20 protein-coding genes and 1 pseudogene are annotated in these 21,406 nt (G+C 59.8%); 12 read left to right on the top strand and 9 right to left on the bottom strand.

All coding sequences use genetic code 11. The annotated features are described in order from the left end of the window. Nucleotide 1: 1 nt before the first annotated feature. The 3 genes and pseudogenes from FGE21_RS16665 to FGE21_RS16655 form a co-directional block, all read left to right on the top strand. Nucleotides 2-456, top strand: a pseudogene (locus tag FGE21_RS16665) (replication-associated recombination protein A); the annotation flags it as partial. A 216-nt stretch (nucleotides 457-672) separates the two neighbouring features. Then, a complete protein-coding gene (locus tag FGE21_RS16660) occupies nucleotides 673-882 on the top strand; it encodes a hypothetical protein (RefSeq protein WP_139664552.1) in 210 nt (69 codons plus the stop codon). A gap of 179 nt (nucleotides 883-1,061) precedes the next feature. Beyond that, entirely contained in the window at nucleotides 1,062-2,390 is a 1,329-nt protein-coding gene (locus tag FGE21_RS16655; protein WP_139664551.1) for a replication-associated recombination protein A, read from the top strand. Nucleotides 2,391-2,451: 61 nt separating this feature from the next. Here FGE21_RS16655 and FGE21_RS16650 read toward each other — a convergent pair whose 3' ends face one another. Beyond that, nucleotides 2,452-3,834 (bottom strand): multicopper oxidase family protein, encoded by a 1,383-nt coding sequence (locus FGE21_RS16650; protein ID WP_255731633.1) that lies wholly within the window; start codon nucleotides 3,832-3,834, stop codon nucleotides 2,452-2,454. A 237-nt stretch (nucleotides 3,835-4,071) separates the two neighbouring features. On the opposite strand from FGE21_RS16650, the gene crcB reads away from it, so the two are divergent. From crcB to FGE21_RS16610, 8 genes are all read left to right on the top strand, one after another. Further along, nucleotides 4,072-4,452, top strand: coding sequence for a fluoride efflux transporter CrcB (crcB, locus tag FGE21_RS16645; protein WP_139664549.1), 381 nt, complete (start codon nucleotides 4,072-4,074; stop codon nucleotides 4,450-4,452). Continuing rightward, nucleotides 4,449-5,495 (top strand): RluA family pseudouridine synthase, encoded by a 1,047-nt coding sequence (locus FGE21_RS16640; RefSeq protein ID WP_139664548.1) that lies wholly within the window; start codon nucleotides 4,449-4,451, stop codon nucleotides 5,493-5,495. The genes crcB and FGE21_RS16640 overlap by 4 nt, the downstream gene beginning before the upstream one ends. Before the next feature lie 35 nt (nucleotides 5,496-5,530). Continuing rightward, a complete protein-coding gene (locus FGE21_RS16635; RefSeq protein WP_255731632.1) occupies nucleotides 5,531-6,202 on the top strand; it encodes an HAD-IA family hydrolase in 672 nt (223 codons plus the stop codon). Nucleotides 6,203-6,205: 3 nt separating this feature from the next. Beyond that, entirely contained in the window at nucleotides 6,206-6,910 is a 705-nt protein-coding gene (locus FGE21_RS16630) for an ATP12 family chaperone protein (RefSeq protein ID WP_139664546.1), read from the top strand. Nucleotides 6,911-7,253: 343 nt separating this feature from the next. Next, nucleotides 7,254-8,270 carry an amino acid ABC transporter substrate-binding protein gene (locus FGE21_RS16625; RefSeq protein ID WP_139664545.1) on the top strand — a complete coding sequence of 339 codons (1,017 nt, stop codon included), beginning with the start codon at nucleotides 7,254-7,256 and terminating at the stop codon, nucleotides 8,268-8,270. Nucleotides 8,271-8,403: 133 nt separating this feature from the next. Beyond that, nucleotides 8,404-9,636, top strand: a complete 1,233-nt coding sequence (locus FGE21_RS16620) for an amino acid ABC transporter permease (RefSeq protein WP_139664544.1) — start codon at nucleotides 8,404-8,406, stop codon at nucleotides 9,634-9,636. A gap of 3 nt (nucleotides 9,637-9,639) precedes the next feature. After that, the gene (locus tag FGE21_RS16615) at nucleotides 9,640-10,938 is read left to right on the top strand and encodes an amino acid ABC transporter permease (protein ID WP_139664543.1); all 1,299 of its coding nucleotides are present in this window, start codon (nucleotides 9,640-9,642) and stop codon (nucleotides 10,936-10,938) included. 12 nt (nucleotides 10,939-10,950) lie between these two features. Continuing rightward, nucleotides 10,951-11,742, top strand: coding sequence for an amino acid ABC transporter ATP-binding protein (locus tag FGE21_RS16610; RefSeq protein WP_139664542.1), 792 nt, complete (start codon nucleotides 10,951-10,953; stop codon nucleotides 11,740-11,742). 189 nt (nucleotides 11,743-11,931) lie between these two features. On the opposite strand, the gene FGE21_RS16605 is transcribed toward FGE21_RS16610, so the two are convergent. The 3 genes from FGE21_RS16605 to argB form a co-directional block, all read right to left on the bottom strand. Further along, entirely contained in the window at nucleotides 11,932-12,429 is a 498-nt protein-coding gene (locus FGE21_RS16605; protein WP_139664541.1) for a histidine phosphatase family protein, read from the bottom strand. Then, complete coding sequence (locus FGE21_RS20485; protein WP_139664540.1) at nucleotides 12,426-13,118, bottom strand: ferredoxin; 693 nt, start codon at nucleotides 13,116-13,118, stop codon at nucleotides 12,426-12,428. Before FGE21_RS20485 ends, FGE21_RS16605 begins: the two co-directional genes overlap by 4 nt. A gap of 79 nt (nucleotides 13,119-13,197) precedes the next feature. After that, nucleotides 13,198-14,058 (bottom strand): acetylglutamate kinase, encoded by an 861-nt coding sequence (argB, locus tag FGE21_RS16595; protein WP_139664539.1) that lies wholly within the window; start codon nucleotides 14,056-14,058, stop codon nucleotides 13,198-13,200. 173 nt (nucleotides 14,059-14,231) lie between these two features. Between argB and FGE21_RS16590 the strand changes: the two genes are divergently transcribed. Beyond that, nucleotides 14,232-14,963 (top strand): SDR family NAD(P)-dependent oxidoreductase, encoded by a 732-nt coding sequence (locus FGE21_RS16590; protein ID WP_139664538.1) that lies wholly within the window; start codon nucleotides 14,232-14,234, stop codon nucleotides 14,961-14,963. A 47-nt stretch (nucleotides 14,964-15,010) separates the two neighbouring features. Here FGE21_RS16590 and FGE21_RS16585 read toward each other — a convergent pair whose 3' ends face one another. The 5 genes from FGE21_RS16585 to FGE21_RS16565 all read right to left on the bottom strand — a co-directional run bounded on the left by FGE21_RS16585 (nucleotide 15,011) and on the right by FGE21_RS16565 (nucleotide 21,399). Then, nucleotides 15,011-16,423 carry a PepSY domain-containing protein gene (locus tag FGE21_RS16585; RefSeq protein ID WP_139664537.1) on the bottom strand — a complete coding sequence of 471 codons (1,413 nt, stop codon included), beginning with the start codon at nucleotides 16,421-16,423 and terminating at the stop codon, nucleotides 15,011-15,013. A 72-nt stretch (nucleotides 16,424-16,495) separates the two neighbouring features. Then, on the bottom strand, nucleotides 16,496-16,795 hold the full coding sequence (locus FGE21_RS20655) for a DUF2946 domain-containing protein (RefSeq protein ID WP_139664536.1): 300 nt from the start codon (nucleotides 16,793-16,795) through the stop codon (nucleotides 16,496-16,498). A gap of 72 nt (nucleotides 16,796-16,867) precedes the next feature. Further along, entirely contained in the window at nucleotides 16,868-17,518 is a 651-nt protein-coding gene (yihA, locus tag FGE21_RS16575; protein WP_139664535.1) for a ribosome biogenesis GTP-binding protein YihA/YsxC, read from the bottom strand. 113 nt (nucleotides 17,519-17,631) lie between these two features. Beyond that, nucleotides 17,632-19,461 (bottom strand): membrane protein insertase YidC, encoded by a 1,830-nt coding sequence (gene yidC / locus FGE21_RS16570; RefSeq protein WP_139664534.1) that lies wholly within the window; start codon nucleotides 19,459-19,461, stop codon nucleotides 17,632-17,634. Between the two features lie 393 nt (nucleotides 19,462-19,854). Then, entirely contained in the window at nucleotides 19,855-21,399 is a 1,545-nt protein-coding gene (locus FGE21_RS16565; RefSeq protein ID WP_176695471.1) for a bifunctional diguanylate cyclase/phosphodiesterase, read from the bottom strand. Between the last annotated feature and the right edge of the window lie 7 nt (nucleotides 21,400-21,406).

The raw sequence follows: 21,406 nt of genomic DNA, 5'->3' as shown, positions 1-21,406 counted from the left end.
GATGCCGGATCTTTTTGCCGCCGCAGGTGCGGGCGCTGAGACCGGGCAAATCGGGGCCAGAGGCGCATCGCGCCCGTTCGCGGACCGGTTGCGGCCCCGGGTCCTCGCTGAGGTGATCGGGCAGGAACAGGTCTTGGGCCCCGAGGCGCCGTTGGGCGTGATGCTGGCGTCAGGCAACCTTTCATCGGTCATCTTTTGGGGGCCTCCCGGGGGGAGAACTACCATCGCGGGCCTCCTTGCTTGGGGCAAGTGATCTTCATTTCGTTCAGATCTCAGCCATTTTTACCGGCGTTCCGGATCTGAAAAGGTGTTTGAGGCCGCCCGGATAGGCGACAGAATGGTCAGCGCAGGCTGTAGTTTGTGGTTGAAACCCACCGTTTCAACAAAGCGCAGGACGGGTTTCTGCCGCATATGGAAGACGGCACCCTGCTGCTTGTGGGCGCGACCACGGAGAACTCCGTTGCCCTGGGCAACGGGCACCAGACCGGTCGGCCCAGCGGGTTCCTCCCCCGTGAGAGTTCCAAGGTCAGGTCGTCCGGTGACCCGCGCTGAACTGACCACCGGGTCGAAACCGGGCCCGTTGCGGAGGATCAGCTTGGCATCCGCAACGGCGATCTCGGCACCATCGGGAGGGTTTTCGATGAGGCCACAGAAGACGGACGGCTTGGCTTCTTGAAGATCGATGGCCGGACGATTGATCTCGGCGCGGACATGTTGGACAAGATCAATCTTGGTCGCGCAATGGCAATTCACAAATCACAAGGGGCGCAGTTGGAAAAACCTGGTTCTTGTTTTGCGCCGGGGTGCGACATGCATGCTGGAGAGGACGCTTCTCTATACCGGCGTAACATGCGCTCAAATAATGCGTATTGTGCGCTGTGAGGACATGGATCTGGTCCAGAAAGCCGTGGATCGGGGCTCAGTTGTCTTCCGGCGCAAAAGGAACTTGTTACATCATTTGAATGCAGGTTTTTGAGGTTGCCTGTTTACGGATTATGATGAGCGTCTACCTCAAGCGAAGCTCCGTCTCCTTCGACGGGAAAAACTGAATGGAACGGCGTATGGATTTGTTTGAAGAGTCGGGCAGTACAACAAAGCGCCTACCGGCCGAGGCGGGGACCCGCCCCTTGGCCGACATGCTGAGGCCCCGGGCAATAGAAGAGGTGATCGGTCAAGAAAAATTGCTTGCCGAAGATGGCCCATTGGGGGCGATGTTGGCGGCTGGGAAGATCTCCTCTTTGATCCTGTGGGGCCCAACCGGCGTCGGGAAAACCACAATCGGCAGATTGCTGGCTGTGAAAACGGATCTACACTTTGAACAGATTAGCGCGATTTTCAGTGGGGTGGCTGACCTCAAGAAGGCATTTCAGGCGGCGCGGGATCGCCTACGGCTCGGGCAGGGAACACTTCTGTTCATCGATGAGATCCATCGGTTCAACAAAACGCAGCTTGACGCTTTGCTGCCCGTTATGGAGGACGGGACCGTCACGGTCTGCGGTGCTACGACAGAGAATCCGTCATTCTCGGTGAATAAAGCCGTGCTCAGTCGCTGTCAGGTGATGGTACTGGAGCGCCTCAATGAGAACGCGTTGGCTGCGATGATCGGGCGCGCCGAAGCGGAACTGGACACGTCTCTTCCGTTGGAGGACGAAGCCAAAGGGCTTTTATGCGCTATGGCTGATGGTGACGGACGCGCCTTGTTGAACTTGGTCGAAAGCGTGCTGACTTGGCCGGCAGATCATATTTATTCTGCAAAGGAAGTCGGCAGCCGTCTGTCACGACGCGCGGCGCAGTATGATCGCGCCTCCGATGGGCACTATTCAATCGCAAGCGCCATTCAAAAGTCGATTAGGGGCTCCGACCCCGAGGCCGCGATCTACTGGGTCCATAGGGCGCTTGAAGGAGGAGAAGATCCGCGCTTTGTTCTGCGGCGGTTGACAATGATTGCATGGGAGGACGTTGGATTGGCAGATCCAGAGGCGTCTCGTGTCTGCCTGAGTGCTTGGGATACTTATGAAAAACTTGGCAGCCCCGAAGGAGATCTGGCCATAACTCAAGCCACAATCTACCTCGCTTTGGCCCCGAAGTCGAACGCTGGATACGTTGCCCACAAAGCGGCCCGCGCCGATGCAAAGAGGAGCGGATCGGAGCCGCCGCCCATGCACATCATAAATGGGCCTACTGCCATGATGAAAAACCTGGGTTACGGCAAAGGATATCAATACGATCACGATGCGCCGGACAGTTTCTCTGGTCAGAACTTCTTTCCAGAAGGTATGGAACGGCCCCAGCATTACGATCCCGTAGAACGGGGTTTTGAACGGGAACTATCGAAGAGAGTTCGCTATTTTGAAAAGCTTCGGCAGGAACGAGGTGACAAAAGTGATTGATTTTTGTGATTTTTTTGGCGGATTGAGCTGAACGTGGCAGTCTTCGGCTTGTGCGCGCCCGCTATGTCAGAACGCGGACCCATGTGCCCATGCCCGCCGCGTGATGGGACAGCATGTGGCAATGCAAAAGCCAATCGCCGGGATTGTGCGCCTGAAACGCGATCTCGCGGGTTTCCCCTCGTCGCATCAGGAGCGTATCGCGGAGGGGCCCGAGGCTGCCATCGGAATGCACCTCGGAAAAATGCATGCCGTGCAGATGCATGGCATGGGGGAACAGTGTTTCGTTGAACATGCGGATGCGGATGGTTTCACCAAGCTTCGCGGTAATCAAAGGGTCTACGGGACGGCCGGCTGTGCCGTTGAAGGCCCAGAACTGTCCCCTCTGCGCCAACTCCCGGCCCTCCAGCTCTTCCCCTTTGAACTGCGCGCTTGTCAGCCAGGCCATGGCACCGCCCTGCATCCTGAGATCGACATGGCGGGCGGAGGGCAGATCGATCGGGAACTGTGGGTTCGGCGCGAGGGGGGCGGGCGGATCGCGGCGGACTGCGGTGCCGGACGTGACCGTGAAACGGGCCATCTCATAACCGCCGTCCTGCTCGAACTGAAGGAGAAAGGCGTCCTCGCCTTCTGATGCCGTGACATCAACAAAGAGATCCACACGCTGCGCCGGGGCGAGTGTCAATCGGTCGGATATTGCGCGCGGCGTCCGCAGGGGCATGCCGTCATAGGCCATGACCCACCCTTCAAGCCCCTGTAGTCCCAGTATGAATATTCTGGCATTGGCCGTGTTTATCAGCCGAAGCCGCAGGCGATCACCACGGCGGACCGAATGCTCGGATTGCAGACGGCCGTTGACCAGAAGCACATTCCCGAGGCGGCCGGCATGCGACAGGTCATGGGGCGCCGCGAATGCCTCATCCACCTGCGCCTCTGCGGTGACGCGCATATCATCGATGACCAGCGGGAGATCCTGATCGATGTCCGGGGACACGGCTTCGGCGATGATCAAGGCACCTTGCAGGCCGCGCTCGACCTGTTCCACGGATTGTGCGTGGGAGTGATACCAATATGTGCCTGCATCCGGCAGTGCGAAATCATATGTGAACCGCGCTCCCGGCTGTATCGGGGCTTGCGTGACACCGGGGACCCCATCCATTGCGTTGTCGATGCGGATGCCGTGCCAATGCAGGCTGGTGGGTTGGGGCAGGCGGTTTTCCACCTCCACCCGCAATCTGTCGCCCTGGATGAGCCGCAGGGTTTCGCCCGGCATCGAACCGTTCACACACCACAAATTGGTTTCAGGGTAGCCGTCCGGCGCGATTTGTTGCCGGGCGGGTTCAAGCATGAACTGGCGCGCCTGCGAGGCCCGGGCGGGGCGTGCCATCGCGGGCACAGCCGAAAGGGCAGCAAAGCCCGCGAGAAACCGTCGGCGGCTGGATCGCATAGGTCGGGGTCTCCTTGTCATCTGTATCTGAGGGTAGTCAAACCGGCAGGCCGGACAAGTCCTCCATCCACTGGAAGCTTTCGGAATTGTGATGCCTTTGGGTGTGATGCACTGGGTCGCCAGAGTGCAGAGAGGCGTGTGCACCCGCTGCCGGACAGCCTGTCCTGCGCCGTGCGCAATGCGGCCATGGCTCCGCAAAACTTGACATCCGCCTCGCTCCGCGCGAAGGACGCCTGCATGTTGATATCCATTTTGAATGTGGCGCTGGGTGGCGCAATCGGCGCCAGTTGCCGGTATCTGGTCGGGCTGGGAATGATGCGCCTGCTGGGGCCGACCTCATTGCCGTTGCCGGTTCTCAGCGTGAATGTGCTCGGCTCTGCCATGATGGGAGCGTTCATCGTGCTCGCGGCACACAAAGGCCTGACCCATATGTCGCCTTTCGTGATGACGGGGCTACTGGGCGGGTTCACGACGTTTTCGGCCTTTTCGATGGAGGCTGTCACCTTGATTGAGCGCGGGGCCTATGGCCATGCCGCGCTTTACATTGGCCTCTCCGTAGGCCTGTCCATTGCAGCCCTTGCCCTTGGCATGATGGCGGCCAGAGGAGTGCTGACATGAGCGGCGTGCAAATGATCACCGTCACCGAAGACGACGGCGGCCAGCGGATAGACCGCTGGCTGCGTCGTCTGTTTCCGCATGTCAATCAGGGCCGCATCGAAAAGATGTGCCGCAAGGGCGAGCTGCGTGTCGATGGCGGGCGGGTCAAGGCCAGCTCCCGCGTGGAGACGGGACAGGTTGTGCGCGTCCCCCCCCTGGCCGAGTCCGATCTGAAGCCGGCCGAACCACGTCCGGTGCATATCTCCGAGGCCGATGCCAAGATGATCCGCGACTGCGTGGTCTACAAGGATGATGACGTTCTGGTTCTGAACAAACCGTCGGGCCTCGCGGTGCAGGGCGGGTCCGGGACAACCAAACACGTCGATGGCTTGTCCGAGGCGCTGCGCTTTGACGCGGAGGAAAAGCCGCGCCTGGTGCACCGTCTGGACAAAGACACCTCCGGTATCCTCGTGCTCGCCCGGACGCGCCGAGCGGCGCAGGGGCTGACGGCCGCGTTCAGGCATAAAAACACGCGCAAGATTTACTGGGCGCTGGTTGCCGGGGTGCCGACACCCTACCTGGGCGAGATCAAGACCGGTCTGGTCAAGGCGCCGGGGCACGGCAAGTCGGGCGAGGGTGAGAAGATGATCCCCGTCGATCCGCAGGACATCAATTCCACCCCCGGCGCCAAGCGGGCGCATACATTCTATGCGACCCTGTACCGCGTGGCGAGCCGGGCCAGCTGGGTAGCGATGGAGCCGGTGACTGGCCGGACGCACCAGCTGCGGGCCCATATGGCGGGCATGGGGCACCCTATCGTCGGGGATGGCAAATACGGTGGCTCCGGTCAGGAGAACCTCGGTGACGGCTGGGGCGCGCAGATGGGCGGGCTGATCTCGAAGAAGCTGCACCTGCATGCACGGCGCTTGCAGTTCGAACACCCGATCACGGGCAAGGTCCTGTCTGTGACCGCCCCTCTGCCGGAGCATATGAAAGAAAGCTGGGACACCTTCGGCTGGACCGAAGATCTGGCGGATGATGACCCATTCGAGAGCCTGTTTTGAGCGAGGGCGGACGAAAAGAGCCCCGGGACGGTCCGTTGCGCCTGATCCTATTCGATGTGGACGGCACCCTGGTGGACAGTCAGGGTGCTATCGTCGCCTGTATGGACGAAGCCTTTCGGGCCGAAGGTTTGGCGCCGCCCTCGCGCGAGGCAGTGCTTTCCATCGTCGGGCTGTCGCTTCCGCAGGCATTGGCTCAATTGGCGACAGAGCATTCTGCCCGGATGCAGGACAGGCTCGTTGAGGGCTACAAGCGTGCCTATCAGGCGGGCCGTCTGCGGGAAGGCCCGGCGCATTCGCCGCTCTATCCTGGCGCGCGCGCGGCCCTGGAGGCGCTGCATGCGGTCCCGGACTATATCCTGGGGGTCGCCACCGGCAAATCGCAGCGCGGTCTCGATGCTCTGATTGAGGGGCATGGCCTGCATATGTTCGTGACCCGGCAAGTCGCCGACCACCACCCGTCGAAACCTCACCCGTCGATGGTGCTCACGGCGCTGTCTGAAACGGGGATCGCGCCCGAAAGCGCAGTGATGATCGGGGACACCAGTTTTGACATGGACATGGGGCGGGCCGCAGGGGTGACAACAATCGCCGTTGACTGGGGCTATCACCCGGCAGAGCGCCTGAGAGCCGATCACATGCTGAAGAGTTTTGACGGGCTGCCCGGCTTGCTGCAGCAGCTCTGGGCGACAGACGAAGAAGGACACTGACAGATGAGTGAGTGGAAACAGAAGCGATTCTGGACATCCGTAGACGTCGAGACCACGGATGGCGGATTCGCGGTTACATTGGATGGCAGGCGGGTGAAAACACCGGCCAAGACGACCTTGCTCGTCCCGAGCCAGTCCATGGCGCAGGCGATTGCCTCCGAATGGGATGCCCAGCAGGATGTCGTGAACCCACTGTCGATGCCCAATACGCGATCCGCCAATGCGGCGCTGGACAAGGTCAGGCCACAGTTCAGCGAAGTCGCGGATATGCTGGCTGAATACGGAGACAGTGATCTGCTGTGCTACCGGGCGGAGTCCCCGGAGGAGTTGGTGGCGCGCCAGACTGAATTTTGGGATCCAGCACTGGATTGGGCCAACGAAGCGCTGGGCGCGCGGCTGTTGCCGCGGTCGGGCCTGCTGCATGCCCCGCAGGACGAGGCGGCGCTGCAGATTTTGCGCGGGCGGGTGCATGAGATGACGGCATTTCAGCTGGCGGCCTTTCACGATCTGGTCGGGCTGAGCGGCTCGCTGATCCTTGGCTTTGCCGCGACGAAGGCATGGCGACCGCTGGATGAAATCTGGTCCATTTCCCGTCTTGATGAACATTGGCAAGCAGAAATCTGGGGCGTCGATGAAGAAGCTCAGGCCCAGGAAGACGTGAAAAAACAGGCCTTTTTTCACGCTGCCGCGTTCTATGGACATGCCTGAGTAGGCGCCTGGGATCCTCCCGTGCGCAAAGACGTGGGGCAGGCGGGACAGATCACGGCAGGGGCAGATGATTCCATGTCTGACAATCGGTCCGCGCTGCGGTGCCGTTGTCGCAAGCCTGACAGCTGAAAACGTTAATAAGACGCCCAAAATTTGCCAGAAGCCCCGACGGGATGCCCAAAAGCCCATTGATTCCCGTGATCCTACCCTTGACGTTTGTTGATGAATTCGCCCAAACTCGGCTTCGAAAACGGGGCGAACCCCGTTTCATACAGCCTGTCCCGTGACGGGGGAGGCGACAAAGAACCACCGTAGTCAGGTGGGTAGTCAGGAAGAGGTAAAAATGAACAACTCCGTATTCTTTGGTGCGCTGACCGTGGCCGGTCTCGCCGCCGGTGCCGCTGCTGCCGGTACGCTGGACGACGTCAAGGCCCGCGATAAGCTGAACTGCGGCGTCACCACCGGTCTCGTCGGGTTTGCCGCGCCGAATGCAAACGGCGAATGGGAAGGTTTCGACGTCGCCGTATGTCGCGCTGTGGCCGCTGCCGTTCTGGGTGACTCGACCAAGGTCGAATTCGTCCCGACCACCGGCAAGACCCGCTTTACCGCGCTGGCGTCCGGTGAAATCGATTTGCTGGCCCGCAACACAACTTGGACCTTCTCGCGCGATGTCGACCTGAAGTTCGAATTCGTCGGTGTGAACTACTACGACGGCCAGGGCTTCATGGTTCCAAAAGAACTGGGCGTGTCCTCCGCGAAAGAACTTGATGGCGCGACCGTCTGCATCCAGACCGGCACCACGACCGAGCTGAACCTCGCGGATTTCTTCCGCTCCAACAACATCAGCTATGAGCCGGTTCCGATTGAGACCAACGCCGAAGCGCAGCAGCAGTACCTTGCCGGTGCCTGCGATGTCTACACAACTGATGCGTCCGGCCTGGCCTCGACACGCGCGACCTTCGACGATCCGACAGCGCATGCGATCCTGCCGGAAATCATCTCCAAAGAGCCGCTTGGCCCGCTTGTTCGTCATGGCGACAACGAATGGGGTGATGTTGCACGTTGGACATTGAACGCTCTGATCGCAGCTGAAGAGCTGGGTGTCACCTCCGCGAACCTGTCCGAAATGACGTCCGGCACCAACAACCCGGAAATCAACCGTCTGCTCGGCACCGAAGGTAACCTGGGCGAGATGCTTGGTCTCGAAGCCGATTGGGCTGTGAACGCTCTGTCCGTAGGTGGCAACTACGGTGAAATCTTTGCGAAAAACATCGGTGAAGACACTCCGATCGGTCTGGCGCGCGGCCTGAACGCGCTGTGGACCAACGGTGGCCTGCTCTACACACCGCCGTTCCGCTAAAATAGCATCCGGAAAGGGCGTGGGATGATCCCACGCCCTTATTCCTAGTAAAAAACGAACGCTGCGGCAGATCGCAGAGCGGGGCAAACCCCGCCGAGACGACAGGAACCGCAGGCCTCGGGGATCCCTTCATATGTCGACCTTGTCTGACCCGCCGAAAGAGAGTTTTCGGCTGTCTATGCTTATTAACGATACCCGCTATCGTTCCCTGACGTTTCAGGTGATCGCGGCCATCGTTCTTGCCCTGTGTATCTGGTACCTCGGCAACAACCTGATCCAGAACCTGCGCGCAGCGGGGCTGAATATATCATACAACTTTCTCGGCGATCCGGCCGGCTATGACATCAACCAGCGATTGGTTGACTATGACAGCCAGTCCAGTCACGCCCGTGCCGCTCTGGTCGGCGTTCTGAATACGCTTTTGGTGGCATTTCTTGCCTGTGTGACCGCGACAGTGTTCGGTGTGATCGCGGGCGTCCTGCGCCTGTCAAAGAACTGGCTCGTCTCAAAGTTGATGATGATCTATGTGGAGATTTTTCGAAATATCCCGGTTCTGATATGGATCATCATCATCTTCACGATCATGACCGCCGTCCTGCCGGGACCCCGCGCCTTTCGGGGTGACAATGCCACAAGCAGCATGCTGTTTGATGCCTTTGCCTTCACCAACCGCGGGATCTACACGCCCGGCCCCTATTTCGAGAACGGCATTTTCGCCAACGCGGCGCTGAACTGGCTTCTGGTTCTTGTCGTGCTCGTCGCTTCGTTCTTTGGCGCGCGTAAAATCAACGCCTGGGCCACAGCCAAACAAGAGGCAACCGGCGTGCGGCCGAACACAAGGGCGATGATCCTCGGTGTCTGGTTGATCCCCTTTGTACTGTTAATGCTGATCATGGGGCTGGCATGGGAGTTCCCCGAGCTCAAGGGGTTCAACTTTTCCGGTGGCCTGAAGATCGGCGGCCCGCTGATTGCCCTGTGGTTTGCTCTGTCGATCTACACAGGCGCTTTCATCGCAGAAAACGTCCGTGCAGGCATTCAGGCGATTTCCAAAGGTCAGACAGAGGCAGCGGCCGCGCTCGGCCTGCGTCAGGGCCGTATCATGAACCTGGTGGTCCTGCCGCAGGCTCTGCGTGTCATCATTCCGCCGTTGATTTCCCAGTATCTCAACATCACGAAAAACTCCTCGCTGGCGATCGCTGTGGGCTATGCGGATATCACCGCGACGTTGGGGGGGATTACCCTCAACCAGACTGGCCGCGCCATTGAGTGCGTCCTTCTTCTGATGCTGTTCTACTTGACTGCGTCGCTGCTGATTTCGATGGCGATGAACGTCTACAACTCTTCGGTCAAGTTGAAGGAGCGCTGAGACATGAGTGACCAAACAACCAACTCCGTCGCCTATGTGGCCGAAACCATGCTGCCGGAGCTTCCGCCTCCGGCGCGTGAAACCGGTGTCATAAAATGGCTGCGCCAGAACCTGTTCTCCAACATCCCGAATTCAATCCTGACACTGGTGTCTCTTTGGGCGATCTACGTCCTGCTGAGCAGCACTTTGCCGTGGATTTTGAATGGTGTCTGGACCACCAGTTCGCTCAATGAGTGTCGCGAGGTGCTGGACAACAAGCTGGGCGCCTGTTTCTCGGTTCTGACCGAGCGCTGGCACCAGCTCCTCTACGGCTTCAAGTATCCGACTGATGCATATTGGCGGCCGAATTTCGCGCTCGTATTGCTGCTCGTGGCCGCGGCGCCGGTCCTGTTTTTCGACCTGCCGCGCAAGATGCTGGCGTTTACGGCCGTGTATCCGTTCATTGCCTTCTGGTTGATCTGGGGCGGCACAATCCTGACACCGATCCTGGCCTTCGTTGGCTTTGCAGCGGCTGCTGTGATATTCCAGACCTACGGCAAGAAGAGCTTTGCCATCGGGTTCTTTGGCGCAATCGCCGCTGCCCTGGTGGTCTGGATCGTCGGCGGGGCATTGGTCCCGGAAAGCGCCTCTGACAATGCGTTGCTCTCGGCTGTGCCCTCCCGTGATCTGGGCGGCTTCATGCTGAACCTGATGCTCGGTGTCACCTGTGTATCGCTGTCACTGCCGCTGGGTATCGCGCTGGCGCTTGGTCGTCAGTCGGATATGCCATTGATCAAGTGGATCTGCGTGGTCTTCATCGAGTTCGTGCGGGGTGTGCCTCTGATCACGCTGCTGTTCGTCGCGTCGGTGATGCTCTCGTATTTCTTCCCGCCGGAATCGACAGTCGACCTGTTCCTCCGGGTGGTGATCATGATCACCATGTTCTCTTCGGCCTATATCGCCGAGGTGATCCGGGGTGGATTGGCGGCGCTGCCGAAAGGCCAGTATGAGGCCGCCGACAGTCTCGGGCTGGACTATCCGCAGGCAATGCGCCTGATCATCCTGCCACAGGCGCTCAAGATCTCCATTCCGGGCATCGTGAATGTGGCGGTGGGTCTGTTCAAGGACACCACGCTCGTCTCCGTCATCTCGATGTTTGACCTGGTGGGTATGATCCGCGGTCCCATTCTCGCCTCGACCGAGTGGAACGGGGTCTACTGGGAGCTTCTTGGCTTCGCTGCGGTTCTCTTCTTCGTCGTATGTTACGGCATCTCTCAATACTCTCAGTGGCTCGAGCGTCGTCTCGCCACCGATCACCGATAAGGAGTTCAACATATGTCTGAACTGGCAATCGAACGCGAAATCGACCGATCCAAGATGCAGGTCTCTGATGAGGTCGCGATCCAAATCTCCAGCATGAACAAGTGGTACGGATCTTTTCATGTGCTGCGTGACATCAACCTGACGGTGAACCGGGGGGAGCGGATCGTCATCGCGGGCCCTTCCGGGTCGGGAAAGTCCACGCTGATCCGCTGTCTCAATGCACTGGAAGAGCATCAGGCGGGCAAGATCCTTGTCGATGGCACGGAACTGTCGAATGATCTCAAGAACATCGACAAGATCCGGTCAGAGGTCGGCATGGTGTTCCAGCACTTCAACCTCTTCCCGCATCTGACAATTCTCGAGAATTGCACGCTGGCCCCGATCTGGGTGCGTAAAACGCCGAAGAAAGAGGCCGAAGAGCGCGCGATGCACTTCCTTGAGAAAGTGAAAATCCCGGAGCAGGCTGACAAGTACCCGGGCCAACTGTCGGGTGGCCAGCAGCAGCGGGTCGCCATCGCGCGCAGCCTGTGCATGATGCCGCGTATCATGCTGTTTGATGAACCGACCTCGGCGCTGGATCCGGAGATGATCAAGGAAGTGCTCGATACAATGATCGAGCTGGCGGAGGAAGGCATGACCATGCTGTGCGTGACCCACGAGATGGGGTTTGCCCGTCAGGTCGCAAACCGGGTTATCTTCATGGATGCCGGTCAGATCGTGGAACAGAACGAGCCTGAGGAATTCTTCAACAACCCGCAAAGCGAACGGACCAAATTGTTCCTCAGCCAGATCCTCGGTCACTGAGGCTGTCACTGAGTCTGTCGCTGGGACTATCGCGGCGACGTTTGCCAGAACTGAAAGGAGGCCAGGCATCACTGCCTGGCCTCTTGCTTTGTCGGGCGTCGCTCCCATTGGGCGCAAGGGGTTGCATCTCTCTGTTACAACGCGCCTATGCCCGCGATCTGCACCGGATGCGATCCAAGCAACGGATCGTCATTCGCCAAGAAGCTCGCGCGGGACGACGAAATCGAGCACCTTGCCGGTCCCGGGTTGCAGTTCCTGCCAGGCCTCGATGTCAAACTCCACCAGCAGGGTGGCACCTGTGGGGTAGTCCTCGAAACGGGAATGAGGTGGCGGATATTTTACAATCTGATGGGCAAATTCCTGCAGCCCCGGATTGTGCCCCAGCATGAGAACATGGGGTTTGCTGGCTTCCCGCAGCACTTCGAGGATGATCTGAGGCGTCGCGTGATACAGCCGTTCAGTATAGACGGCAGGTGCATCGATCTTCATCAGATCACAGGTTTCCCGCGTGCGCTGAGATGACGATGACAATATGTGTTCCGGCTTCACGGGCTGATCTCGCAACCAGACTCCGAGCGCTTCGGCGGAACGGCGGCCCCGGGCACTGAGCGGGCGGGCGTGGTCACTTGGGGAGTCGTTGTTCCAAGCGGACTTGGCATGACGGGTCAAGACGAGGGTACAGGTCATAGGCGGTGAAAATACCTCATGTGATGGGCTGTCTGCGCGGGCGGGCGCCCGGCACCGATGCTGAGGGGACAGGCCCGGCGTGCTACACATCCGGATGTCATGCACGCTGCGCCTTCACGCGTATCAAGGTGCTTGTGACACGCTGCCAGTTTGTAGGGGCCTCCGTCAACCAGTGCGTGTGCCGGGCAAGCAGAAAGGCAGGGTTTGTCCGCACAGCTTTCGCAGGGAGAGGCAGCCATCCGAGGCTCCGGTATTTCGAAGATCTCGTCAAACAGGAGCGCTCCTCTATAGGAAATCATCATGCCCACTTCATCATGCACCATCATCTGCGACGGAGATGTGAAAGCGCGCCCCGAGGCCAGCGCCCAGGACACAAACGGGGCGTAGGGCGGTCCAGAGAAGGGATAGTGCGCCCGAGCACCAAAGGTGTCCGCGAGGCGTCCAATCACGCGTGCAGACCAGCGGTCGACGGGGTCGGGTTCGCCATCCTGCCCTTCGGGCGCAGACGTCAGGACAGACCAGAAGCCGGAACCTGTGCCAATCAGAATCAGCGTACCCTGTTTCGCATCTGGTACAGGAACATGTTCAGGATGCAGCGCCCCGTAGATCGTCAGCCCCAATGGGGCGAGAACTTCGGACAGACGTTGGTAAAGGCCGCCAGTGGGGCAGGGAGGGGCGTTTGCCGACATGGCTCCAGCTAGCCGCAGCTTCGCAGTCTTGGCAAGGATGGATGCCGAGCCTGCCTCTTTCGGGCGACAGGCCGGTGGCTCAGCCGCGGATCATGGATCCTGCGCCGTGGTCGGTGAACAGCTCCAGCAGGACCGCATTTGGCACCCGTCCGTCAACGATCGTACAGGCGCGGACGCCGCCTCGCACGGCATGAACCGCAGTTTCGGTCTTGGGAATCATGCCGCCCGCGATGACGCCGGTCACGGTCATGCTCTCAACGTCGGCGGCTGTCAGTTCAGTCACCACCACGCCTTCGGCGTTTTTGACACCAGCGACGTCGGTCAGCAGCAGCAGCCGGTCGGCCTTCAGCGCTGCCGCCACGGCGCCAGCGGCGGTATCGCCATTGATGTTGAAAGTCTCGCCCTCCGCACCTGCCCCGATGGGCGCGATGACAGGAATGAATTCCTTTTCGAAGAGATTGCGCAGCATTTCGTCATTTACCGCAGAGGGTGTTCCGACAAAACCCAAGGCGGGATCGGTCACTTCGCAGGTGATCAAATTTGCGTCCTTGCCGGAGAGCCCTATGCCCTTGCCGCCCTGCGCGTTGATCGCCTGCACGATGCGCTTGTTGACCATGCCCGAGAGCACCATCTCCACCACATCCATCGTGGCCTTGTCGGTGACCCGTTTGCCGTTCACAAATTCTGATTTGATCTGCAGCCGTTCCAGCAGCGAATTGATCATTGGACCGCCCCCATGCACAATCACGGGGTTCACTCCGACCTGACGCAGCAGAACGACGTCGCGGGCAAAGCTTTCCATGCCCTCGTCACTTCCCATTGCGTGGCCGCCAAGTTTGATGACGACGATCGCGTCGTCGTAACGCTGCAGGTAGGGCAGCGCGCTTGACAAGGTTTCGGCAGTGGCAATCCAGTCGCGGTTCATGTCACGGGTCTTCATCGCTGTCAGGTCCTGAGGCGGCCCGAAAAAGGGCGCGGGGTGTTAAAAGGGTGTTACGCATTTCTGACCGGCCTGCCAAGGGAGGATCGGGCGCCCATTCCCATTGCAGTGCCGGACTGTGGTGGTAGTGTTGCAGCTGCAGCATTTGCTTCGCGAGAAGGACCAGCCCTATTATGCGCCGGAAAACCCTGCTTCTGACTGGTGCCAGTCGTGGTATTGGCCATGCGACCGTACGTCGGTTCAACGCGGAAGGCTGGCGGGTCATCACCTGTTCGCGCCACCCATTCCCAAAGGAATGCCCCTGGGGCGGGGGGGCCGAGAATCACGTACAGCTTGATCTGTCAGACCCGTCAGACACGATCAACGGCGTGGGCGAAATCCAGGACCGGCTGGAGGATGGCAAGCTGGACGCGCTTGTGAACAACGCCGGTATTTCTCCGAAGGGCCCGGACGGGGAGCGGCTGAGCACGCTCACCACGGATTTGATGGATTGGGCCAAGGTCTTCCATGTGAACTTCTTTGCCTCGGTGGTTCTCGCGCGTGGCCTGCGGGAAGAATTGGCCGCCGCCAAAGGGGCGGTGGTCAACGTGACCTCCATCGCAGGGAGCCGGGTGCATCCCTTTGCCGGTGCCGCATATTCGACTTCCAAAGCGGCCCTTGCGGCGCTGACACGCGAAATGGCGCATGATTTCGGTCCGTTGGGCGTGCGCGTCAACGCGATTGCGCCGGGTGAGGTGGAAACCTCCATCCTCAGTCCGGGGACCGAGAAAATCGTTGCGCAACTGCCGATGCGGCGTCTTGGTCAGCCGTCAGAGGTTGCGGATGCGATCTACTTTCTCTGTTCTGATCAAAGCACCTATATCTCGGGAACCGAGATCGAAGTGAACGGAGCACAGCACGTCTGACGTTGCGCAATGAGGCCCGGATCCCAAAAAGATCCGGGCCAGGGTCACTAGCTTATCACACGTTTAAGCGCGGGCAGGTTTGACAGGATCAGAACGTCAATTGCCAGGACCGCCAGAAGCGTGATCCCGACCAGAGGGAACGCCAGCGAGGTGAAAAGGCCGACCAGTACCGCACCTTTCCAGAATGGCAGATCCGCGGGCATTGGCGGTGCCGCCAGGCGACCGGCTTTGGTGGGGCGGCGTTTGACCCACATCACCAGTCCCGAGAAACAGACAAAGATTACTGCCAGGCAAAAGAACACATTCAACACGAAGTTCCACAGCCCGACCAACCCCATATGCAGCGGGATCCCGACTGCCATTGCTTTGCCTGCCCATGAATAGTCATCATATTTGACATCGGCGAGGATTTTGCCGGTGAACTGATCGATGTGCACGGTCCGGTCGATAAAAGGATCTTCGCCGTCGCCGGACATGCTGTCTCGGTTCAGGGTCCAGACGCCGCTGTCGCTGGTGGGAATCGCAACCCGAAACCGGCCCTCCATCCCGAGATCGCGTCCAAGGCCGATGATCGATTCCAGCGTGACCTCGCGACCCGCAGGCAGGCCGGTGATCCCCGCATCCGAACCGGAAGCCGGCATGGGGGTCTGTTCCAGGGCCCAGGGCACATCATTCGTGTTGCCGTGGTTCAGATGCGCAGTGTGGGTCACGTCAGAGAGGGGCACAGCATCCCACTTCTGCGCCGGGAAGGTGGACCAGGCCTGCACGAACTTGGCGCCCCAGACGCCGGTCCAGGACAGTCCAGAGATCAGGAAGACAATCAGCAGCGCCGAGATCCAGAACCCGAGTACCCCATGCAGGTTCTTCCAGAGCGACCTCCCCCGCGCGCGCAGGTTCGGAACCAGGGCCGCGCTCCAATTGCCGCGCGGCCACCAAAGATAGAGGCCGGTCATGACCAGCACCAGACCGAGACCTGCGGCAATTTCGATCAACCGATCCCCGGTATCCCCAATCAGCAAGGACCCATGCATATTGTCCGCCCAGTCGTACCAGCCGGCCCGGCGGTCCCAGACCTTGATGATCTCGCCGGTGTATTGATTAAGCGCCACCATCTGATTGCCTCCGTCTTGCGGTGCAATGCGATAGACAACTGCCAGATTTTCGGCCTTCGGCCCGATCCATTCGACGATCTGACCGGGTTGCACGGCGCGGGCAATCTGCATTTGAGCGGCGATGGGCAGTTCGGTCGCCTCAGGCTCCACGTGGATTTTTTCACCGTCGCGGCCATCGACCTGGGTGATGAACATCATCATCAGGCCCGTGATGGCCAACATCAACAGAAACGGGATCACATAGAGGCCAGCATAGAAATGCCAGCGCCACGCGGCGAAATAAAATTTTTGCGACAGGTTTTTCGGCGACGGACGGCTGCCCGCGCTTGAGGTTTGGCTCATTGCCATTGAGGGATTCTCCAGACCAAAGGGATCCGGGCCGTGCGGGGCCGGGATATCAGAGTGAATGTGATTTTGGGGTCAGGAGAGTGCGGGCGGTCCGCGCGCGTCGTAATGCCAGTAAAAACCGGCGCTGTGATGGGTGAAGGGGCTTCGAAGCCACAGATCCTGCCCTGGCCCCATAAGGGGTAGGGGGAGGTCCACTGATGTGTGATGGACGACAGGCGTGTGGAGCGCAAAAGGACAACCGCTGGGGCCGTCCTCGCTGTCTTGGTGCGGCTGTTTTTGCTGTGGCTCGCCGAGATCGACCCAACGTTCCTGCGGGCCGTCCTCGGTGCACAGGACCAACAGGACCCTGCCGTCATCATTTACAAACGGCATCAAGCCCGCAGGAATGATCCCCGCCGCAAAAATGGCGATCAGCGCCAGATATGGAAGAATGCGGCGCAGGGTTTAATCCAGATGCGCAATGATCGAGCGGAGCGTTGCGATGCCATCGCCTTTTTCCGAGGAGGTCAGAACGAGTTCCGGATAGGCGGCGGGATGTTTGGCGAGGGCAGCGCGGACTTGATCCAGCACTTTTGCGCGATCCTGCTCTTTTACTTTGTCCGCCTTGGTCATCACCACCTGAAAGGTCACCGCGGCGCTGTCCAGAAGGGACATGATTTCGTCGTCCACCTTTTTCACGCCATGACGGCTGTCGATCAGCACAAAAGCCCGCCGCAGCGTCTGTCGGCCTGACAGATACTGCTTCAGCAGTTTTTGCCACTTTTCGACGACAGACAGGGGGGCATTCGCATAGCCATAACCGGGAAGGTCAACCAGGTAGAGTTCCGGGCTTTGCACGAAAAAGTTGATTTCCTGCGTCCGGCCCGGCGTGTTGGAGGCACGTGCAATTCCCTTTGTTCCGGTCAGCGCATTGATCAGAGAGGATTTCCCAACGTTGGAGCGGCCTGCGAAACAGACCTCGATCCTGTCGGCAGGCGGCAGGCCGGACATCGCGACCACACCCTTCAGGAACTCTGACTGCCCGGCAAAGAGCTTGCGCCCGGTTTCGAGAGCGAAGGCGTCGGGCTCTTCGGCGAGCGGGAAGGGCAGTTGCATGGTGGTGGCCTTTTGGCTGGCAGGATGGGCCGTCTTCTAGCACCGCCAGAGGCGCGGCCACAATGGAAAATGCCGCGCACAGGGCGCGGCATTTCAGGATGTGCTGCGAAGATTTACTTTTCTTCGGTTTTTTCTTTGCGTTTAAAGCTCTTCTTGATGTTGCCGAACACATCCGGCGAATAGCCGTGGCTGCGCATGATCAGATACTGCTGCGAGAAGGTGATCACGTTGTTGGTGATCCAGTAGACCACGAGACCGGAGGCAAAACCGCCCAGCATGAACATGAACACCCATGGCATCCAGGCAAAGATCATCGCCTGTGTTTCATCGGTCGGAGCCGGATTGAGTTTCTGCTGCAGCCACATGGAAATGCCCAGGAGGATCGGCAGGATGCCGATAAAGACCAGCGCCAGAAGGGAATCGGCAGTCGGGGCAGCCCAGGGCAAAAGCCCGAAGAGGTTGAAAAGCGACGTCGGATCCGGAGCAGAGAGGTCACGGAAGGGGCCGAAGAAGGCGGAGTGACGCAATTCCAGCGTTACGAAGATAACCTTGTAAAGCGAGAAGAAGATCGGGATTTGGATCAGGATCGGCAAACAGCCTGCAGCCGGGTTCACTTTTTCCCGTTTGTAGAGCTCCATCATCTCCTTCTGGACTTTCTGGCGGTCGTCGCCAGCCCGCTCGCGCAGTTTCTCCATCTCCGGCTGGAGTTCCTTCATCCGCGCCATGGAGGCATAGGATTTATAGGCCAGGGGGAAGACGAGGATCTTCAACAGGAAGGTCAGCGCGATGATGGCGACGCCCATGTTGCCAATTGCACCATGCAGCCAGTGCAAAACGGCAAAGATGGGTTTGGTGAAAAAGAAGAACCAGCCCCAATCGATGCTGTCGAGGAAGCCTTCAATGCCGCCGCGCTCATAGTCGCGGATGGCGGCCCACTCCTTGGCGCCCGAGAACAGCTGTGTCTCGGCACGGGCACTCTCGCCTGCGGCGAGCGTCATCGTCGGCAATACCACGTCGGTCTGGTAGATATCCCGGCGCTCGTCGTATTTCGCAATGGCGCGGAAGCTCTCTCCGGGCGCAGGTATCAGCGTGGACATCCAGTAGTGGCCGGTGAACCCGATCCAGCCATTGTCGGCCACCGCCGTCACCTGTGCACGCGAACCGTCACGCGGGTCCGGGTCGAAATCCGTCATGTCGTCGTAGTCGATCTCGGACAATTCGCCGTCGGCCATGCCCACGACACCTTCGTGGAGAATGAAGAAATTCGCCAACTCTGCGGGAAGGCCGTGACGGGCAAGCGTCCCATAGGGAGCCAGGGAGACCGCGCTGTCGCTGGTGTTGGAGACCGCCTGCGTGATTGAGAACATATAGTCCGCATCGACGGCGATTTCGCGGGTGAAGGTCAGGCCGCTGCCGTTGTCCCAGGTCAGGGTCACGGGGCTGTCCGGCGACAGGAGCGCGCCTTCTTCTGCCTCCCAGAGGGTATTCGCGCCCGGCACATCATCTATGCCGAGGCCCGTTCCGGGCGCCCAGCCAAACAACGCATAATAGGCGTTGGGCTGACCTGCGGGTGACAACAGGGTCACGATGGGCGAGTCGTCGTCCAGCGTTTCACGGTAGTCTTTGAGCTGCAGGTCATCGATGCGCCCCCCCTTCAGGGAGATCGAACCGGCGATGCGCGGCGTGTCGATCGACAGGCGCGGAGCGTCCTCTACCGGGTCGACAGGGGAGGAGGTCGCATCCGCAGAGGCACCTCCGGTCGCCAAGCCTGCGCTGGGAGCCGTGGCCGAGGACGTTTCATTGCTCGCGCCTGGGGCGGTTTCGCTGACCGCAACGGTCGGTTCCGGCACCGGTTCCGGCTGGGGAACAAAGGCGTACCAGCCGAGGAGAACCACCGCGCTCAGGGCAGTTGCGAGAAGTAGATTCTTATTCTGATCGTCCATCTGGACCGCCACCTCATGCATGCAAAGACAGGGTGTGGTTCAACAGAGGTCAGTCGGTAAGGTCAAGGGAAATCCGGGGCTCGTATTGCACTGAGGTCGGCAAAACCCGAAAAACATGAGAAATCGCCGGTCGCCGCAGGCTGGCTGCCAGCTCTGTGCCTGTTGTCGTGCGGTGGGCGCGGGGGCGAGAGTGGGCCCCGGGAGCAGAGAGAAGCGCCAGATCGCAAAACGCAGCAGCAAAGCTCGCTCACTCCCCTCCAAAGGGGCGCGTCCAAAGCGGAAGGGAGGATTCTATGGCTGCTCAATGCCCGACAATGTCCGGACAATGCGCACCAATGCCTGGAACATGGCCAGCCAATGGCGATTGAACGGAGTCGCTCGCTTGCCCGCCAGCTAGTGACGCAGCCGCCCGATCATGGGCGCATCCTGCAACTTTGCTTCATGGCTCACCACCCAGTCCAAGGTCTGATCAAAGGGCATCGGGCGCCCGATCCCGAAGCCCTGAACGTGATCGCAGCCCAGTTGCGCCAGCAGGGCATGCTCCCCGACGGTTTCGACCCCTTCGGCGAGAGTCTTGAGTTCCAGCCGCTCAGCCATCGTCAGGATTGCTGCAATGAGCTTCTGCTGTTCCGGATCATGGTCCGATTTGGTGACAAATGAGCGATCAATCTTGATCCGTGATACACGGAACCGGCGCACGGAGGCGATTGAGGCATGCCCGGTGCCAAAGTCATCAAGATCTATATGGCATCCCATCTCTCCGAGGGTGGTAATGTTGCGCGCGACCACTTCGTCCGGCTGGTCAGTCATGACCGTTTCGAGAACTTCAATGGTGAGCCTGTCCGGACTTAATCCAAACCGGTCAAGTTCCCAGCGGATCCGATTGACCAATGCGGGGTCACGCAGTTCATCCGTGGCAAAATTCACTCCGACCGATGGGACGCTCAACCCGGCGGCATCCCAGGACTTTATTGCGGTGAGGGCCTGCTGCACCATCTGTTGGCTGAGCTTCTGCAGCAAACCGGCCTCTTCCAGCGCGGGGAGGAACGCGGAGGGGGGAATCATCCCCTTTACCGGATGGCACCACCGCGCCAGCGCCTCAAAACCAGAAACACGGCCAGTGTCTGTGCTGATCTGCGGCTGGAACCAGGCCTGAATCATGCCGTTCTCAAGAGCTTCGGCGGCGTCTTCCACCAAATCATCGCCGCGTTTGAGGTGAACGTGGGTGCCGCTGGAATAGGCGCGCATGCTGGCGGGACCAACACTGAGAGCCTCATCCAGCGCCGCGACGGCACATTCAAGCCAGCTTCCTGGCGCATCTTTGGGGGCGCGGTGGCGCATGCACATGCCGATGGAGCACGATACAAACAAAGAGGCCCCGTCGACAACAATCGGTTCTTCGACGGCGGCCTGCAGGCGACCGGCCATCTGAATGCACAGCTCCAGATCCAATTGCATGATTGGCGTCAGGCAAATGGCGAAGCGGTTGCGTCCGATGCGCGCGACCGTGTCCCGGTGGCGCAGGGCAGATCCGATGCGCTCCCCACAGCGTTGCATGGCGATATCGCCTGCATCATGCCCATGCGCGGAAACCAGATCGTCGAAGTCGTCGATCTCTATTATCACCAATGCGGATTTCAAACCGCTGTCCTCGGTGCGCAGGTACACATCTTTGACATGTGTATCAAAGTCGGCTGCCAGCATCAGACCGGTGAGCCCGTCGCGGTCCGGTTTTGTGATGTCTGTCTGCGAGAACCCGCCGAGTATGGCAAACAGCAAAGGTAACCCCAATGCGGCGGCCAACAGCGCCATTTCGCCTCCGAACCAGAAAGCCCCAAGCGTTGCCGCCGGCAGGAACGCCAGAATGGGCGGTCCAAATACCACTTGTGCAATCCCGTCTCTGATCCGACTGAAGAGACATGAATTCGGAAATTTCATAGCGATG

The organism is Phaeobacter sp. B1627, assembly GCF_006265095.1.
Taxonomy (GTDB): domain Bacteria; phylum Pseudomonadota; class Alphaproteobacteria; order Rhodobacterales; family Rhodobacteraceae; genus Epibacterium.
The sequence above is the reverse complement of the archived record's forward strand: the minus strand, read 5'-3'. Positions and strand labels throughout refer to the sequence as shown.

Bases quoted from the DNA above. Each gene is read 5' to 3' on its own strand.
- FGE21_RS16640 (WP_139664548.1), top strand. From the start codon at position 4,449: ATGAGCGGCGTGCAAATGATCACCGTCACCGAAGACGACGGCGGCCAG.
- FGE21_RS16630 (WP_139664546.1), top strand. From the start codon at position 6,206: ATGAGTGAGTGGAAACAGAAGCGATTCTGGACATCCGTAGACGTCGAG.
- FGE21_RS20485 (WP_139664540.1), bottom strand. From the start codon at position 13,118: ATGTCGGCAAACGCCCCTCCCTGCCCCACTGGCGGCCTTTACCAACGT.
- yidC (WP_139664534.1), bottom strand. From the start codon at position 19,461: ATGGACGATCAGAATAAGAATCTACTTCTCGCAACTGCCCTGAGCGCG.
- FGE21_RS16590 (WP_139664538.1), top strand. From the start codon at position 14,232: ATGCGCCGGAAAACCCTGCTTCTGACTGGTGCCAGTCGTGGTATTGGC.
- FGE21_RS16655 (WP_139664551.1), top strand. From the start codon at position 1,062: ATGGATTTGTTTGAAGAGTCGGGCAGTACAACAAAGCGCCTACCGGCC.
- crcB (WP_139664549.1), top strand. From the start codon at position 4,072: ATGTTGATATCCATTTTGAATGTGGCGCTGGGTGGCGCAATCGGCGCC.
- FGE21_RS16565 (WP_176695471.1), bottom strand. From the start codon at position 21,399: ATGAAATTTCCGAATTCATGTCTCTTCAGTCGGATCAGAGACGGGATT.
- FGE21_RS16605 (WP_139664541.1), bottom strand. From the start codon at position 12,429: ATGACCTGTACCCTCGTCTTGACCCGTCATGCCAAGTCCGCTTGGAAC.
- argB (WP_139664539.1), bottom strand. From the start codon at position 14,058: ATGAAGACCCGTGACATGAACCGCGACTGGATTGCCACTGCCGAAACC.
- FGE21_RS16650 (WP_255731633.1), bottom strand. From the start codon at position 3,834: ATGCGATCCAGCCGCCGACGGTTTCTCGCGGGCTTTGCTGCCCTTTCG.
- FGE21_RS16585 (WP_139664537.1), bottom strand. From the start codon at position 16,423: ATGGCAATGAGCCAAACCTCAAGCGCGGGCAGCCGTCCGTCGCCGAAA.
- FGE21_RS16625 (WP_139664545.1), top strand. From the start codon at position 7,254: ATGAACAACTCCGTATTCTTTGGTGCGCTGACCGTGGCCGGTCTCGCC.
- FGE21_RS20655 (WP_139664536.1), bottom strand. From the start codon at position 16,795: ATGCCGTTTGTAAATGATGACGGCAGGGTCCTGTTGGTCCTGTGCACC.
- FGE21_RS16620 (WP_139664544.1), top strand. From the start codon at position 8,404: ATGTCGACCTTGTCTGACCCGCCGAAAGAGAGTTTTCGGCTGTCTATG.
- FGE21_RS16610 (WP_139664542.1), top strand. From the start codon at position 10,951: ATGTCTGAACTGGCAATCGAACGCGAAATCGACCGATCCAAGATGCAG.
- yihA (WP_139664535.1), bottom strand. From the start codon at position 17,518: ATGCAACTGCCCTTCCCGCTCGCCGAAGAGCCCGACGCCTTCGCTCTC.
- FGE21_RS16615 (WP_139664543.1), top strand. From the start codon at position 9,640: ATGAGTGACCAAACAACCAACTCCGTCGCCTATGTGGCCGAAACCATG.